Origin of the sequence: Pseudomonas sp. PS01270, from assembly GCF_029959775.1 — a bacterium.
Lineage (GTDB): Bacteria > Pseudomonadota > Gammaproteobacteria > Pseudomonadales > Pseudomonadaceae > Aquipseudomonas > Aquipseudomonas atacamensis.
The window spans coordinates 1-16,012 of record NZ_JASCPT010000123.1 but is presented as its reverse complement, the minus strand read 5'-3'; the positions used below and the strand labels follow the sequence as shown (position 1 = coordinate 16,012).

The following is a 16,012-nucleotide window of genomic DNA, read 5'->3' as shown; positions in this document are numbered from 1 at the left end:
GGGGATTTATCCCCGCTGGGCTGCGTAGCAGTCCCGCTTTTGATTTTTAGAGCGGGGCCGCTTCGCGACCCAGCGGGGATAAATCCCCTCGCCACATAATTTCACTCACCAAAGATCTTCACTCACCAAAGCATTTTATTGATCAGAGAGTGGGTCGCAGTTTTAGAGGCGTTGCACGGTAACCGAACCCGCCGCTCCCTCCGGCCCAGGCTGACCATCCGCGCCGGCCTTGCCGTTCTTGCCGCCGTCAGCGCGGTACACCAGGCAGCCCTTGGACTTGCCACCCTTGCCCGCCTTGCCGCCAACACCCGCCGGGCCACCGGCACCGCCAGCCACGTTGACCTTGATCTGCTCGGCAGGGAAATCCCGTGGTACGGCGAGTCGCACCAGCGCACCCGGCGCGCCTGGCTGGCCATCGCTGCCGTCACTGCCATCGGCGCCGTGGCCGGCCGAGCCATAGGTGCAGCCCGGATCTTCACCGTTGCCGCCGTCGAGGCCGACGAAACCCGGCGCGCCCCTGCCGCCACGGGCATCGACCGTCAGTTGCGGCGCGCTCAGGGCCTGAAATTGCAGATTCAGATTGCGCCCGGCCCGGGCTGCTTTCTCATAAGTGCCGGGGGCGCCGCGCGCAGTGATCTGGCTGCCCTCGCTCAATTCAGCGCGCTTGACCTTCACTTCCAGCGCTTGTTCAGCCGGAACGATAGCAATACGTGCTTCATGGCCAAGACGCAGTTCATCGATGTTTAATTCAGTCACGTTGGACGGGATCAGCAAGGTGCCGTAATCGGCGACTTCCAGTTTCTCCAGTTGCAGCGTGCTGGTGGTGTTGGGCAAGCGCATCAGCGAATTGCTTTGCACGTTGACCACCTGGGCGCAGGCCAGTGGACTGATGAATGCAGCGAGCAGGCAGAGTTTACGCATGGGAAGAAGCCTCCGGAGCGGCCGGGGCCGGGATGGTTTGCAGGTGAAAAACGCCGAACAACAGGATGCGGCCACGATCACGCCAAGGGTGCGGGCGCCCCTTGAGGCTGCGATTGCACAGCAGTATTTCGAGTAGATGAATCAGCAACAACAGAGCGCCGGCCAGATTCACCAGCAGATGCAGCGGATGGACAAACGGCACCAGTTGATTGGCCAGTACCACGCAGCAGAACAGCAGGGTCAGCAAACGCCCCAGCCCCCAGAACACCTTCATACGCTCCCCCGTGTTGCGAATTATTCTTTGCACGCACAGTACCGGCTTCTGCGGGGGATAAGCCAGAGGGAAAAATGAAATTTCTACAAACGCCGGGTAAATGGCTGCCGGGCCGATGATTTCGACCCGGCAGCTCTAGCCGGCGGACTACAGACCTTTCCTAACGATTGATATGCAGCTCGACCCGGCGATTTTCCGCGCGGCCTTCATCGGTGGCGTTATCGGCGACCGGCTCACTTTCGCCTCGACCCTCGCTGGTGAGCTTGTTCGGCGCCAGGCCCTGACTCAACAGATACGCCGCGACACTGCTCGCGCGCCGTTCCGACAAGGCCTGGTTATAGGCATCGGAGCCTTTGCTGTCGGTGTGCCCGATGACTTTGATGCTCACCACATCGGCATTGCGCAGTTTGTCCATCAAGGTATCGAGCTGGGCTTTTGCCGCCGGGGTCAGATCAGACTTGTCGAAATCGAACAGAACGTTGCCGGCATCGCTCAAGGTGATCACTTCGGTTTGCGGCGCCGGTTCGACCGGTTTGACTGCCACCGGATATTGCGGCAACGGGCAGCCACGGTGATCGACTTCGGTGTTTTCCGGGGTGTCGGGGCAGCGGTCGCGGCGGTCGAAGACGCCGTCGCTGTCTTCGTCGCCATCCTGGGCGTAACAGATCAGCCCGCCGGTGACGATACCCAATGCCGCGCCGCCGCCGGCCCAGCCGGCGCTTTCAATGGCGCCAAGACCGCCGCCGACCAGACCGCCAAGCAGGCTGCAGATCGGCCACGTACGTTGATTGAGGGGGGCGGTGCCATCGCTGTGAGTGGCACAACCGGTGAGCAAGCTGCCAAGCAGCAGCACCGGCAAGACGGACCTTGAGAAAAGACGCATTTGTGAACGCTCCTGTGTACCGGCCCATACCGGTTACACAGGAGTAAAGACCCGCATCCGCGACTGCACAAGCCGCGGATGCGAGAGGGGCTAGCGGACGATTTTGATTTCGGTGCGACGGTTCTGTGCACGACCATCAGCCGACTTGTTGTCAGCCACAGGCTGGCTTTCACCAAGGCCCGACACCGAAACGAAGCTGGCACGTGGCACGCCCTGCTGGATCAGGTATTCCACCACCGAGTGCGCACGACGATCCGACAGTTTCTTGTTGTAGGCATCGCTGCCGACACTGTCGGTGTGACCGGTCACGGTCAGTTGCGCGGTAGAAGATTCCTGTTTCAAGCGATCGGCGACCTTGTCCAGCACTTGCTTGTCAGGGCCGGTCAGCGTGGCTTTGTCGAACTCGAAATGCACATCACGAATGACGATGGTTTCTTCCTTGACCACAACCGCTTCTTCGACCACTGGCGCAGGCGTCGGTGGCGGGCAACCGTCAGCATCGACCTGCACGCCTTTTGGCGTGCCCGGGCACTTGTCGCGACTGTCCGGCACGCCATCGCCGTCTTCATCGCCATCGCCATGCACCCAGCAGTAAGCCGCTGCCGTACCGCCGACGATCAGTGCACCGTAGCCAGCCCACGATGCGCTTTCCGTCGCGCCGAGACCGGCACCGACCACACCGCCGACCGCCGCACAGGTCGGCCAGTCGGTTTTCTGCAAACCTGCACAACCAGTCAACACACTGGTTAGCAGAACCAAGGGTAATGCTGTCCGAACTATGCTCATCTAGTTTTCTCCTGAGGGATCGGCTTAAAACCGATTCAGGGAGTAAAGACCGGAGTTTTAATCTCCGCCAGCAATAGGCCACCGCTGTTTGCGACCGTGTTCACAGGGGTTTGCCTCTTTTGGCGAAAACCGCCGCCACCGGGCGCTTTGCCGACGCGGTCTGGCAGGCTAGTCTTGGCGGTCTGACTGAGGAGCTTCGATGAACGTCGCCATTTCTTCGCGCACGCCGCAACAGGCGTTGGCCGCTTTGCTGGATCGCTACGCCCCGGCCCGACTGCTGCTGATTGGCGCCAGCGAATTTCCCGCCTTGAGCGCTTTCAAGGACGCGCATCCAGACACCGTAGTCGCTCATGCCGCGCCCGGCGCGTTGCCCGCCGAATTGGCTGCGCAACGCTTCGATCTGGCGCTGGTAGTCGATTGCCTGGAACATTTGCCCAAACGCGATGGCCTGAACCTGTTGGGCGGCATCCGCAATCTCAACGCCAGTCGCATCGCGGTGCTGGCGGATCTGGCGGCCAGTGGCTGGCAGGAAACCGATTTCTATTCGCTGGCCCTGCAGGCCAGCGAGCGTTTCCAGCGCGACGAGCAGGTGCTGACCCTGTTCACCTACGATCTGCTTGACTACAAACAAGTCCCCGACTGGCTCAATTCACGCTTCTGGGCCAATCCGGAAAACTTCGGGAAATACTGGTGGTAATGCAATGAGTACAGCCATTTGCCCTTGCGGCAGCGGCAATCTGCTGGACGCCTGCTGCGGCCCTTATCACGACGGCCACCCGGCACCGTGTGCCGAAGCCTTGATGCGTTCGCGCTACAGCGCTTATGTGCTGGGGCTGGTCGACTATCTGGTAGCGACTACCCTGCCCGCGCAGCAGGCGGGACTGAACCGACAATCGATCAGCGACTGGAGTGCGCAAAGCACTTGGCTCGGCCTTGAGGTTGAAAGCTCGGAAGTGTTCGGCGGCCAGCCGGAACACGCCTTTGTCACCTTCACCGCGCGCTGGCATGACAGCCAAGGCGAGCACAGCCATCGCGAGCGCTCCTCGTTCGTGCAGAACGGCGGGCGCTGGTACTTCATCGATCCGACGGTGCAGATGAAGCTGGGGCGCAATGACGGCTGCCCGTGTGGCAGCGGGCAGAAGTTCAAGAAGTGTTGTTCGGGTTATTTCGGCGCTTGAGCTGAAGATCAAAAGATCGTCCGATCGCGGCCCGAGCCTTCGGCCGCTCCTACACGGGATTAGCCGAAGGCTGAAATCTTTTAAGGTCTAGACTGGGCACAAAGGGAGTCAATTTCATGCTCGGTCGTCGGCGCACACTACATTTTCTGCTGTTGATGCTGATCGTAAACCTCGGCGGCTGTGCCTCGTGGTTCAGCGACGACAGCGTCGAGCCCGCCGTGCATCTGGTGAAAGTCGAGGTGGTGCGGGCCAAACTGCTCGAACAGAAATTCATCCTGCACTTTCGCGTCGACAATCCCAACGACAGCGACCTGACCGTGCGCGGCCTCGAATACCGGATTCACTTGGCCGACATGCTGCTCACCGAAGGCGAGCATGAGCACTGGTTTACCGTGGGGCCCAAGCGCAGCGCTTACTTCAAAGTGCCGATCCGCACCAACCTGTGGCCGAAGGTCAAACAGGTGGTGAAACTGCTGAAAAATCCGAACCAGCAGATTCCCTATCGATTGCAGGGGGAAATGGAAACCGGTTTATTCATCGCCCACTACGTGCACCTTGAGCGCAATGGCGTGATAATCCCCGCCGATCTAACTCCGGAGTGACCTCGATGACCCAGCAACCCCATGTCCATGGCCCTGACTGCAACCACGATCATGACCACCATCACGATCACGACCATGGCCATGTCCACGGCCCGAACTGCGGCCACGCCCACCAGGAACCGGTACGAAACGCCCTGAAAGACGTCGGCCGCAACGACCCTTGCCCATGCGGCAACGGCAAGAAATTCAAGAAGTGCCACGGCGCTTGATGTCACTGGCGAAGGTCTTCTTCGCCTGACCTACCGCCTTCGCGAGCAAGCTCGCTCCCACAGTGACCGCGTACCGATCTCCTGTAGGAGTGAGCCTGCTCGCGATGGGGCCGGCACCTCCAACATTGTTGGCGCCTGACACACCGCTTTCGCGAGCAGGCTCGCTCCCACAGGGATCGCGTTTCATCTGAAGAAATATGGTCACTGTGGGAGCGAGCCTGCTCGCGAAGGCGCCGGTCCATTCACCAAAAAACTTCAGCCTGCCGCCAACAACTGCATACTACTGACCACCGTCGCATACTCCCCATGCAGATTGCCCAGCGACATCCCGTGCACCTCTTCAGCGGTACGCGGTGTGCCGAAATAATCGGCCTTGTCGAAGGTAAAGCACGCATCCTCCGCCACAAACGTATCGAATCCCAAATTGCCCGCAGTGCGCGCCGTCGACTCAACAGAGTTATTGGTCGCCACACCGACGATGATCAATTGCCCGATCCCAGCCTCACGCAACTGCGCCTCCAGCCCACTGGCACAAAACGCATCCGGCACCTGTTTCTGAATCAGCCATTCCTCGTCCCGAGGAACAAATCGCTCTTGAAACTCCACCCCGGACTGCTCCGGCCAGAACACCGAATCAGGCGAGTGCGACAAATGCTGCACGTGAATCACCGGGCGCCCGCGCAGGCGCCACAGCGCCAATAACTCAAGCATTCGCTCTTCGGCCTGAGGATTATTCCGCCGCCCCAGACGCGGGTGCAGAATGCCTTTCTGCTGGTCGATGATGATCAGCGCAGCGTTGCTTTGAAGCTCCATAGCGATCTTTCTCCTGACAGGTCTCCGGACTCATTCCGCAGTTCAACATCAGCTCTTTCCCACAAGCAACTGTCACGCCTCTGACCGATCAGCCGACAACTGCATAAATAACCACTCGCCCCGCTTGCGCGGCCCTCGCGCCGTCACTAACGTAGCGGCTTTATTGCGCCCCCAGCCTTATACCCCCGCAGGAGCTTCGCCATGGCCTCGCCAGCCCTTACACATTTTCTTCCCCGGTTCGGCGTTGCCGCAGCAGTGGCCGGTGTTCTCGGCCTGTCCGGTTGCCAGACCTGGAACGCCCAGGACAGCCTGCCACCGACCTCCGGCGTGCAACCGCTCAAGGGCCTGGCGCAGAACGTTTCGGTGCGGCGCAATGCGATGGGCATGCCGCTGATCGAAAGCAACAGCTTCCATGACGCGCTGTTCAGTCTCGGTTACGTCCACGCCAGCGACCGTATCAACCAGATGGTCACCCTGCGCCTGTTGGCCCAGGGCCGGCTGGCGGAAATGTCCGGCGCGTCGATGCTCGATGCCGACCGTTACATGCGCGCGGTCAATCTGAAGAAGAGCGCCGGCGAGCTGTACAAGGCCTCGTCGCCACGGCTCAAGCGCTTTTTCGAAGTCTACGCACGAGGCGTCAACGCTTATCTGTTCCGCTACGCCGACAAGTTGCCGGGCGATCTCGCCGCCAGCGGTTACAAGCCGGAATACTGGAAACCGGAAGATTCCGCGCTGATTTTCGCCCTGCTGAATTTCAGCCAGTCGGCCAACCTGCCGGAGGAAATCCAGTCGCTGGTGCTCGCGCAAACCGTGACCACTGACAAACTCGCCTGGCTGAGCCCGTCGGCGCCTGATGAAAACCTGCCAGTGGCTGAAGCCGACAAACTGCAAGGCCTCAAGCTCAACGGGCAGATTCCGGGGCTGACGGAACTGAGCAGCGCCAGCCAGCAACTGTCGGCGCTGAACCTGATCGCCACGCCGACTGCGAACAACTGGGCGATCGCCCCGCAACGCAGCCGCAGCGGCAAGAGCCTGCTGGCCAGCGATGCGCACGGGCCGCTGGCCGCGCCGTCGCTGTGGAGTTTCGTGCAGATCCGTGCGCCGAAATATCAGGCCGCCGGCGTCACGGTTGCCGGTCTGCCGATGGTGCTCGGTGGGTTCAACGGCAAAGTGGCGTGGAGCATGACCAGCGTGCTCGGCGATAACCAGGATCTGTTCCTCGAGAAAATCCGCCGTCAGGGCAGCAGCCTCACTTACGAAGTCAACGGCAAATGGCAGCCGCTGGGCGTGCGCAACGAAACCTACTTCGTCAAAGGCCAGCGGCCGATTCGTGAAGCCGTGTACGAAACCCGCCACGGCGCGCTGCTCAACAGTGCCCAGGCAGCGGCGCAAGGCAGCGGTTTCGGCCTCGCCCTGCAGACGCCAAGCTTCACCGACGACAAAACCCTGGATGCCTTTTTCGATCTGACCCGCGCGCAGAACGTCGAGCGCGCCTCGGACGCCAGCCGCGAAATCCGCGCCATCACCCTCAATCTGGTCTTTGCCGATGCGAGCAATATCGGCTGGCAAGTCACCGGGCGCTTCCCCAACCGTCGCGAAGGCGAAGGCCTGCTGCCCTCGCCGGGCTGGGACGGTCGCTACGACTGGGACGGTTACGCCGACCCGATGCTGCACCCCTACGATCAGGACCCGGCACAAGGCTGGCTGGGCACCGCCAACCAGCGGGTGATTCCCGACGGCTACGGCATGCAGTTGTCGAAATCCTGGGCGGCACCGGAGCGTGGCGAACGCTTGGCGGAAATGGCTGGCAGCGGCAAGCACGACAGCCGCAGCGTGATCGCCATGCAGTACGACCAGACCACCACCTTCGCCGCCAAGCTGAAAAAAGTCTTCGAAGCGCCGGGCATGAAACAACCGCTGAAACAGGCGATCGACGCCCTGCCGGAAGCCGAACGCAGCAAGGCGCGCGAAGCCTTCACCCGTTTGATGGCGTTCGACGGCAAGCTCAGCCCGACCTCGGCGGATGCGGCGATCTACGAACTGTTTCTGCAGGAAAGCATGAAGCAGATCTTCCTCGATGAACTGGGTCCTGAGTCGAGCCCGGCGTGGAAGGCCTTTGTCGCCAATGGCGATCTGTCCTACGCGGCGCAGGCCGATCATCTCTTGGGACGTGAGGACAGTCCGTTCTGGGATGATCTGCGCACGCCGCAGAAGGAAGACAAATCCGTGATTCTCGCCCGCAGCCTCGCTGCGGCGATTACGGCCGGCGACAGTCAGTTGGGCGGCGATCATCGCGCCTGGCAGTGGGGCAAACTGCACAGCTATGCGTGGAAGAACAGCAACGGTCAGACTGTGCGCGGGCCTCTGGCAGCCGGTGGCGATCACACCACGCTGAACAGCTCGGCGTTTGCCTGGGGCCAGGACTTCGCCACCACGCGCGCGCCGTCGATGCGCTTTATCGTCGACTTCGGCCAGAGCGAGCCATTGATGGCGCAGAACGGTACGGGGCAGTCGGGCAATCCACTGAGTCCGAATTACCTGAACGGGATCGATGCGTGGCTGAAAGGTCAGTACATCGGCTTGCCGATGCAGCCGCAGAACTTTGATCGGGTGTATGGCAAGGCGCGCTTGACCCTCACCCCCGGGAAATAGAGCAAAGATCAACAGCCCCTCACCCTAGCCCTCTCCCGGAGGGAGAGGGGACTGATTGGGGGATGCTTGGGTCTTGCGCCGACCTGAAAGAGAGACGGTGAATCCAATATTGGATCAGGCTCAAGGCTGTGCCGGATCCATATTCAACTCGGTCCCCCAGGTCGATGTACCTCACCGGACACCTCGGTCGGCCCCCTCTCCCTCTGGGAGAGGGCTGGGGTGAGGGTAGCGCTTTAAAGCCGATCGAACTTCCAGCTTCACGCCCGCCTCATAGTTAACAAGCCCCCCATTCCGGTCACGACATGGATCTTGTTATTGCCCGACCTGAAGGTCTCTACTGCCCCGCCGGAGATTTCTATATCGATCCGTGGCGGCCGGTCGAGCGTTCGGTGATCACCCATGCCCATGGCGATCACGCGCGCACCGGTAATCAGCACTACCTGTCGAGCAGCGCCAGCGCCGGGATTCTGCGCGCGCGTCTGGGTCAGGACATCCAGTTGCAAACACTCGACTACGGCCAGCGCCTGACCCACCACGGCGTGACCCTGAGCTTTCACCCCGCCGGGCATGTCCTCGGTTCGGCGCAGGTGCGCCTGGAATACGGCGGCGAAGTCTGGGTCGCATCGGGCGATTACAAGGTCGAGCCGGATGGCACCTGCACCCCATTCGAACCGGTGCGCTGCCACACCTTCATCACCGAATCGACCTTCGGCCTGCCGATCTATCGCTGGCAGCCGCAGGCGCAGATCTTCGCCGAGATCAATCAGTGGTGGGCGGCCAATATCGCCGCCGGCAAGGCCAGCGTGCTGTTCTGCTATTCCTTCGGCAAGGCGCAGCGGATTCTCCACGGGATCGACGAGACCCTGGGGCCGATCCTCAGCCATGGCGCGGTCGAACCGCTGAACCGCGTCTACCGCGATGCCGGCGTGTACCTGCCGCCGACGATCTATGCGGGCGACGTAAAAAAAAGCGACCCGATCATGCGCCAGGCGCTGGTCATTGCTCCGCCGTCAGCAGGCGGCAGTACCTGGATGCGTCGTTTCGGCGAGTTCAGCGATGCCTTTGCCAGCGGCTGGATGCGCCTGCGCGGGACCCGGCGGCGGCGCGGCGTCGATCGCGGTTTCGTCCTTTCCGATCACGCCGATTGGCCCGGCCTGCTGTGGGCGATCAACCAGACCGGCGCGGAACGGGTGATGGTCACCCACGGCTCGATCGGCGTGCTCGTACGTCATCTGCGCGAACAGGGCCTCGATGCACAAGGCTTCACCACCGAATACGGCGATGACGAAGACGACAACATCGCCAGCGAACCCACCGTTGCCGAGACTTCCCCATGAAAGCTTTCGCCGAGTTATATGCCGAACTCGACGCCACCACGTCGAGCAACGCCAAGCTGGCGGCGATGCAGGCTTACTTCGCGCAGGCCGCGCCGGAAGATGCCGCATGGGCGGTGTATTTCCTCTCCGGGGGTCGGCCTCGGCAACTGGTACCGGTGCGCATCCTCCGTGAGCTGGCGGTCGCAGTTTCGGGACTGGAGCCATGGCTGTTCGAAGAAAGCTACCAAGCCGTCGGCGATCTGGCCGAGACCATTTCTCTGGTGCTGCCGGAAAATCCCCACAGTTCCGAGGCCGGTCTTGCCGAATGGATCGAAGACAAGCTGCTGCCACTTCGCGGTGAAACCCCGGAATATCTGGCGCGGCAGCTGCCGATGTTGTGGGCGCAACTGGACCGGCCGAGCCTGATGCTGTGCATCAAGCTGATCACCGGCAGTTTCCGCGTTGGCGTGTCGAAGTTGCTGGTCACCCGCGCCCTCGCCTCAATGGCCGGGCTCGACAGCAAACGCGTGGCTCAGCGTCTGGTCGGTTACACCGATCTGTCGAATCGGCCCAACGCCGCGAGTTACCTGAAACTCATCGCCCCGGAGTCCGCCGACGAACATGCCCAGCGCGGCGGCCAGCCCTACCCGTTCTTTCTTGCCCACGCGTTGTCGCAACCGGTCGAGGAATTTGAAGCCCTGCTCGGCCCGGCCAGCGATTGGCAGGTGGAATGGAAGTGGGATGGTATCCGCGCGCAAGTGGTCAAGCGCGACGGCAAGCTGTGGGTGTGGTCGCGCGGCGAGGAACTGGTGACCGAGCGCTTCCCTGAATTCGATGTGCTGGTCCACGGCTTGCCCGACGGGACAGTGATCGACGGCGAAATCGTCGTGTGGAAGAGTACCCATCCGACTACTGAAGATGCCTTCGATCCGCATTCCGATGAGCCGCCGGCCGTGCAACCGTTCGCCCTGCTGCAACAACGCATCGGTCGCAAGACGCTCGACAAGAAGATTCTCGAAGAAGTGCCGGTGGTGGTGCTGGCCTACGACCTGCTGGAATGGCAGGGCGAAGACTGGCGCAACCAGCCGCAGGTCAAGCGACGGGCGCAACTCGAAGAGGTGATCGCGCGCTGCAACAGCCCGGTACTGCTGCCCTCCCCGGTATTGACCGGCGAGGACTGGTTCGACCTTGGCCGCCAGCGCGAAGCGTCACGCAAACTCGGCGTCGAGGGCATGATGCTCAAGGCCCGCGATTCGCTGTATGGCGTCGGCCGGACCAAGGACATGGGCGTGTGGTGGAAGTGGAAGGTCGACCCGTTCAGCGTCGACGCGGTGCTGATTTATGCCCAGCGTGGACACGGCCGTCGCGCCAGTCTGTACAGCGATTACACCTTCGCCGTGTGGGACGGTCCGCCGGAATCCAGCCAGCGCTCGCTGGTACCGTTCGCCAAGGCGTATTCGGGGCTGACCGACGAAGAGATGCGCCAGGTCGACAGCATCGTGCGCAAAACCACGGTGGAAAAATTCGGCCCGGTGAGCAGCGTGAAACCGAGCCTGGTGTTCGAACTGGGCTTCGAAGGCATCGCCCTGTCGCGCCGACACAAGAGCGGCATCGCCGTACGCTTCCCGCGCATGCTGCGCTGGCGCAAGGACAAGACCGTCGAAGAAGCCGACAGCCTCGCTACCCTTCAGGATCTGTTGGCCTAACCCCTTTTCACTGATCGTTCCCACGCTCTGCGTGGGAATGCAGCACGGGACGCTCTGCGTCCCCCCAGAGCCGAACGCGGAGCGTCCGTTGATGCATTCCCACGCAGGAGCGTGGGAACGATCAGTCATCAGGGACAAATCCCTTGCCACAGTTTTACCTGCTCTCAGCCACGCGCTTGAACCGAAACAGTGCATGCAAACAGCAATGCCCGTTTCCGGGCATTCAACTACCCTTGCCTCTCTGCACTCGACCTTTTAAAACACCTGTTCGGCACTCTGGTTCGGAAATTGCTACTTTCTATAGGTCGTAAGCGTTGCAGTAACAATAATTCTGCGCCACAAGCGCTCATATTGGTTCTTAGGGATTGAATAATGAAAAAAGCATTGCTGACCCTTTCTGCACTGGCGTTGTGCATGGCCGCCGGCTCCGCGCTGGCCAAGGAATACAAAGAGCTGCGCTTTGGCGTTGACCCTTCGTACGCACCGTTCGAGTCGAAAGCGGCCGATGGCAGCCTGGTCGGGTTCGATATCGATCTGGGCAACGCGATCTGCGCCGAACTGAAGGTCAAGTGCAAATGGGTCGAAAGCGATTTCGACGGCATGATTCCGGGCCTCAAGGCCAACAAGTTCGACGGCGTGATCTCGTCGATGACCGTGACCCCGGCGCGCGAGAAGGTCATCGACTTCTCCAGCGAACTGTTTTCCGGCCCGACCGCTTACGTGTTCAAGAAAGGCTCCGGCATCACCGCCGACGTCACTTCGCTCAAGGGCAAAACCGTCGGTTACGAGCAAGGCACCATCCAGGAAGCCTACGCCAAAGCCGTGCTGGACAAGGCTGGCGTGAAAACCCAGGCCTATCAGAACCAGGATCAGGTGTATTCCGACCTGACCTCCGGCCGTCTCGACGCCGGTATTCAGGACATGCTGCAAGCCGAACTGGGCTTTCTGAAGTCGCCAAAAGGCGTTGATTATGAAATCAGCCAACCGGTCGACAGCGAATTGCTGCCAGCCAAAACCGCTGTCGGTATCAAGAAAGGTAACACTGAGCTGAAAGCACTTTTGGATAAAGGTATCAAAGCGTTACACGACGACGGCAAATACGCCGAGATTCAAAAGAAACACTTTGGCGACCTGAATCTGTACAGCGGCAAATAATGCCCCGGCGCCCATCCTCGATGGGCGCCTTTTCCATCCGCTCAGGTTGCTGATTTATGTTTGAAACCCTCCTGCAAAATCTGGGGCTGGCCTCGTTCAGTCTGCAGGGCTTCGGCCCATTGCTGCTGCAAGGCACCTGGATGACCATCAAATTATCGGCGATGTCGCTGCTGGTGGCCGTGTTGCTCGGCCTGCTCGGCGCCAGTGCCAAACTCTCGAAAGTCAAACTGGTGCGCCTGCCCGCGCAGCTCTACACCACGCTGATTCGCGGCGTGCCGGATCTGGTGCTGATGCTGTTGATCTTCTACAGCCTGCAAACCTGGCTGACGTCGCTGACCGACTACATGGAATGGGAATACATCGAAATCGACCCGTTCAGCGCCGGCGTGCTGACGCTGGGCTTCATTTATGGCGCGTATTTCACCGAGACCTTCCGTGGCGCGATCCTCGCGGTGCCGCGTGGTCAGGTCGAAGCCGCCACCGCGTACGGCCTCAAACGTGGCCAGCGTTTTCGCTTCGTGGTGTTTCCGCAAATGATGCGCTTCGCCCTGCCGGGCATCGGCAACAACTGGATGGTCATGCTCAAGGCCACCGCGCTGGTGTCGATCATTGGCCTCGCCGATCTGGTCAAGGCAGCGCAGGACGCCGGTAAAAGTACCTATCAACTGTTCTACTTTCTGGTCCTCGCCGCCTTGATTTATCTGCTGATCACCAGTGCTTCGAACTTCATCCTGCGCTGGCTCGAACGCCGCTACGCCGCCGGTGCCCGGGAGGCCGTACGATGATCGAACTTCTCCAGGAATATTGGCGCGCCTTCCTTTATACCGACGGCCAGAACATCACCGGACTGGCAATGACGATGTGGCTGCTGACCGCCTCGATCTGCATCGGCTTCATCGTCTCGATTCCGTTGTCGATTGCCCGCGTCTCGCCGCACTTCTACGTTCGCTGGCCGGTGCAGTTCTACACCTACCTGTTCCGTGGCACGCCGCTGTATATCCAGTTGCTGATCTGCTACACCGGCATCTACAGCCTCGCCGCCGTGCGCGAACAGCCGATCCTCGACAGTTTCTTTCGCGACGCGATGAACTGCACGATCCTCGCTTTCGCGCTCAATACCTGTGCGTACACCACGGAGATTTTTGCCGGGGCGATTCGCAGCATGAACCACGGCGAAGTCGAAGCGGCCAAGGCTTATGGCCTGACCGGCTGGAAGTTGTACGCCTACGTGATCATGCCGTCGGCATTGCGCCGCTCGTTGCCTTACTACAGCAACGAAGTGATCCTGATGCTGCACTCGACGACCGTGGCGTTCACCGCGACCATTCCCGATATCCTGAAAGTCGCGCGGGATGCCAACTCGGCGACCTTCCTGACCTTCCAGTCATTCGGCATCGCCGCGCTGATCTACCTGACCATTACTTTTGCGCTGGTCGGTCTGTTCCGCCTTGCCGAACGCCGCTGGCTGGCCTTCCTCGGGCCGACTCACTAGCACCGGTTTGAAAATAAAGAGATAACAATGCGCCACCAGATTCATGACTTGCTGGCCCCGCTGCCGGGGACCGCACGGCAGATTCACAGTTTCCACTTCGGCCCACAGCAGGCCAAGGGCAAGGTGTACATTCAGGCCTCGCTGCATGCCGACGAGCTGCCGGGCATGCTGGTCGCCTGGCACCTGAAGCAGCGTCTGGCCGAGCTGGAAGCTGCCGGCCGCCTGCGCAGCGAAATCGTCCTCGTGCCGGTGGCCAACCCGGTCGGCCTCGAACAAGTGCTGATGGACGTGCCGCTGGGCCGTTACGACCTGGAGAGTGGGCAGAACTTCAATCGCTGGTTCGTCGACCTCAGCGAAGAAATCGGCAACGCCATCGAAGGCCAGTTGGACGACGATGCGCAGCACAACCTCGAACTGATCCGTGCCAGCCTGCGCGACGCCCTCGCCCGCCAGACGCCGGCCACACAACTGCAATCCCAGCGTTTGACCCTGCAACGCCTGGCCTGCGATGCCGACATGGTGCTGGACTTGCACTGCGACTTCGAGTCGGTAGTGCACCTGTACACCACGCCCGAGGCGTGGCCACAGGTCGAGCCCTTGGCGCGCTACATGGAAGCGCAGGCTAGCCTGCTTGCTACCGATTCCGGCGGGCAGTCGTTCGACGAATGCTTCACCCTGCTCTGGTGGCAACTGCGCGAGCGCTTCGGCGAGCAGTTCGAGATTCCGCTGGGCAGCTTCTCGGTGACCGTCGAATTGCGCGGCCAGGGCGACGTCAATCACCCGCTGGCCAGCCGCGATTGTCAGGCGCTGATCGACTATCTGATCCAGTTCGATGCCATCGTCGGCGAGACCAAGCCGCAACCGCCACTGCCGTACCCGGCCACGCCACTGGCCGGGGTCGAACCGGTGACCACGCCAGTCGGCGGCCTGCTGGTGTACTGCGCCACGCCCGGCCAATACCTGGAGGCCGGCCAGCAGATCGCCGAAATCATCGACCCGATCCATGACAAGGTCACCCCCATTCATTGCACCGCCGCCGGCCTGCTGTATGCGCGCTCGCTGCGGCGCATGGCCACTGCCGGCATGGTCATCGCCCACGTCGCGGGCGCCGAAGCCTATCGCAGCGGCTACCTACTTTCGCCTTGAGGATGCTCGTCCATGTACAAACTGACCGTTGAAGGCCTGCACAAAAGCTATGGCGATCATCAGGTGCTCAAAGGCGTTTCGCTCAAGGCCAAAACCGGCGACGTGATCAGCCTGATCGGCGCCAGCGGCTCGGGCAAAAGCACCTTTTTGCGCTGCATCAATTTCCTTGAACAACCCAATGACGGCGCCATGAGCCTTGATGGCCAGGCGATCCGCATGGTCACCGACCGCCACGGCATGCACGTTGCCGACGCCGATGAACTGCAACGCCTGCGCACGCGGCTGGCGATGGTGTTCCAGCATTTCAACCTGTGGAGCCACATGACCGTGCTGGAAAACATCACCATGGCCCCGCGCCGGGTGCTCGGTTGCAGCAAACAGGAAGCCGAGGATCGCGCCCGTCGTTATCTGGACAAAGTCGGCTTGCCGGCGCGGGTCGCCGATCAATACCCGGCGTTTCTGTCCGGCGGTCAGCAACAGCGCGTGGCGATCGCCCGGGCACTGGCGATGGAACCGGAAGTGATGCTGTTCGACGAACCGACCTCGGCACTCGACCCGGAACTGGTCGGCGAAGTGCTGAAAGTGATTCAGGGTCTGGCTGAGGAAGGCCGGACGATGATCATGGTCACCCACGAAATGAGTTTTGCGCGCAAGGTGTCGAATCAGGTGCTGTTTCTGCATCAGGGTCTGGTGGAAGAAGAAGGTGCGCCGGAAGAGGTGCTGGGCAACCCCAAGAGTGAACGCCTGAAGCAGTTCCTCAGCGGCAATCTTAAATAAGGTTGGCACCCAACCCTGTGTGGGAGCGAGCCTGCTCGCGAAAGCGGTTTATCAGTCGACATCAATGTTGAATGTGACATCGCATTCGCGAGCAGGCTCGCT

17 protein-coding genes are annotated in these 16,012 nt (G+C 61.2%); 12 read left to right on the top strand and 5 right to left on the bottom strand.

Annotation, left to right across the window (positions count from 1 at the left end; translation table 11 throughout):
- Positions 1–162: 162 nt before the first annotated feature.
- From QMX86_RS23515 to QMX86_RS23500, 4 genes are all read right to left on the bottom strand, one after another.
- Entirely contained in the window at positions 163–921 is a 759-nt protein-coding gene (locus QMX86_RS23515; protein ID WP_130929490.1) for a collagen-like protein, read from the bottom strand.
- The gene (locus QMX86_RS23510) at positions 914–1,195 is read right to left on the bottom strand and encodes a DUF1145 domain-containing protein (protein WP_071174597.1); all 282 of its coding nucleotides are present in this window, start codon (positions 1,193–1,195) and stop codon (positions 914–916) included. Before QMX86_RS23510 ends, QMX86_RS23515 begins: the two co-directional genes overlap by 8 nt.
- Before the next feature lie 160 nt (positions 1,196–1,355).
- The gene (locus tag QMX86_RS23505; protein WP_071174596.1) at positions 1,356–2,078 is read right to left on the bottom strand and encodes an OmpA family protein; all 723 of its coding nucleotides are present in this window, start codon (positions 2,076–2,078) and stop codon (positions 1,356–1,358) included.
- Between the two features lie 90 nt (positions 2,079–2,168).
- Positions 2,169–2,864, bottom strand: coding sequence for an OmpA family protein (locus QMX86_RS23500; RefSeq protein ID WP_016770616.1), 696 nt, complete (start codon positions 2,862–2,864; stop codon positions 2,169–2,171).
- A 199-nt stretch (positions 2,865–3,063) separates the two neighbouring features.
- On the opposite strand from QMX86_RS23500, the gene QMX86_RS23495 reads away from it, so the two are divergent.
- The 4 genes from QMX86_RS23495 (at position 3,064) to QMX86_RS23480 (ending at position 4,853) form a co-directional block, all read left to right on the top strand.
- Positions 3,064–3,561, top strand: a complete 498-nt coding sequence (locus QMX86_RS23495) for a DUF6231 family protein (RefSeq protein ID WP_130911271.1) — start codon at positions 3,064–3,066, stop codon at positions 3,559–3,561.
- Between the two features lie 4 nt (positions 3,562–3,565).
- Entirely contained in the window at positions 3,566–4,042 is a 477-nt protein-coding gene (locus tag QMX86_RS23490; RefSeq protein ID WP_071174594.1) for a YchJ family protein, read from the top strand.
- 116 nt (positions 4,043–4,158) lie between these two features.
- A complete protein-coding gene (locus QMX86_RS23485) occupies positions 4,159–4,644 on the top strand; it encodes an LEA type 2 family protein (RefSeq protein ID WP_024011906.1) in 486 nt (161 codons plus the stop codon).
- A gap of 5 nt (positions 4,645–4,649) precedes the next feature.
- Positions 4,650–4,853: an SEC-C metal-binding domain-containing protein gene (locus tag QMX86_RS23480; RefSeq protein ID WP_003198420.1), complete on the top strand. Its 204-nt coding sequence runs from the start codon at positions 4,650–4,652 to the stop codon at positions 4,851–4,853.
- 255 nt (positions 4,854–5,108) lie between these two features.
- On the opposite strand, the gene QMX86_RS23475 is transcribed toward QMX86_RS23480, so the two are convergent.
- The gene (locus QMX86_RS23475; protein ID WP_243241838.1) at positions 5,109–5,666 is read right to left on the bottom strand and encodes a cysteine hydrolase family protein; all 558 of its coding nucleotides are present in this window, start codon (positions 5,664–5,666) and stop codon (positions 5,109–5,111) included.
- Between the two features lie 201 nt (positions 5,667–5,867).
- Here QMX86_RS23475 and QMX86_RS23470 point away from each other — a divergent pair, with 201 nt between their 5' ends.
- The 8 genes from QMX86_RS23470 to QMX86_RS23435 all read left to right on the top strand — a co-directional run bounded on the left by QMX86_RS23470 (position 5,868) and on the right by QMX86_RS23435 (position 15,910).
- Positions 5,868–8,318: a penicillin acylase family protein gene (locus QMX86_RS23470; protein ID WP_273528776.1), complete on the top strand. Its 2,451-nt coding sequence runs from the start codon at positions 5,868–5,870 to the stop codon at positions 8,316–8,318.
- 302 nt (positions 8,319–8,620) lie between these two features.
- Entirely contained in the window at positions 8,621–9,655 is a 1,035-nt protein-coding gene (locus tag QMX86_RS23465) for a ligase-associated DNA damage response exonuclease (RefSeq protein ID WP_071174591.1), read from the top strand.
- Entirely contained in the window at positions 9,652–11,340 is a 1,689-nt protein-coding gene (locus tag QMX86_RS23460) for an ATP-dependent DNA ligase (RefSeq protein ID WP_110645938.1), read from the top strand. The genes QMX86_RS23465 and QMX86_RS23460 overlap by 4 nt, the downstream gene beginning before the upstream one ends.
- Positions 11,341–11,712: 372 nt before the next feature.
- A complete protein-coding gene (locus tag QMX86_RS23455) occupies positions 11,713–12,495 on the top strand; it encodes a transporter substrate-binding domain-containing protein (protein WP_071174589.1) in 783 nt (260 codons plus the stop codon).
- A gap of 56 nt (positions 12,496–12,551) precedes the next feature.
- A complete protein-coding gene (locus QMX86_RS23450; RefSeq protein WP_016771383.1) occupies positions 12,552–13,280 on the top strand; it encodes an ABC transporter permease in 729 nt (242 codons plus the stop codon).
- Positions 13,277–13,987, top strand: a complete 711-nt coding sequence (locus QMX86_RS23445; protein ID WP_041478064.1) for an ABC transporter permease — start codon at positions 13,277–13,279, stop codon at positions 13,985–13,987. Before QMX86_RS23450 ends, QMX86_RS23445 begins: the two co-directional genes overlap by 4 nt.
- Before the next feature lie 27 nt (positions 13,988–14,014).
- Positions 14,015–15,133 carry a succinylglutamate desuccinylase/aspartoacylase family protein gene (locus QMX86_RS23440; RefSeq protein WP_282386747.1) on the top strand — a complete coding sequence of 373 codons (1,119 nt, stop codon included), beginning with the start codon at positions 14,015–14,017 and terminating at the stop codon, positions 15,131–15,133.
- A 12-nt stretch (positions 15,134–15,145) separates the two neighbouring features.
- A complete protein-coding gene (locus QMX86_RS23435; RefSeq protein ID WP_056783337.1) occupies positions 15,146–15,910 on the top strand; it encodes an ATP-binding cassette domain-containing protein in 765 nt (254 codons plus the stop codon).
- Positions 15,911–16,012 lie beyond the last annotated feature (102 nt).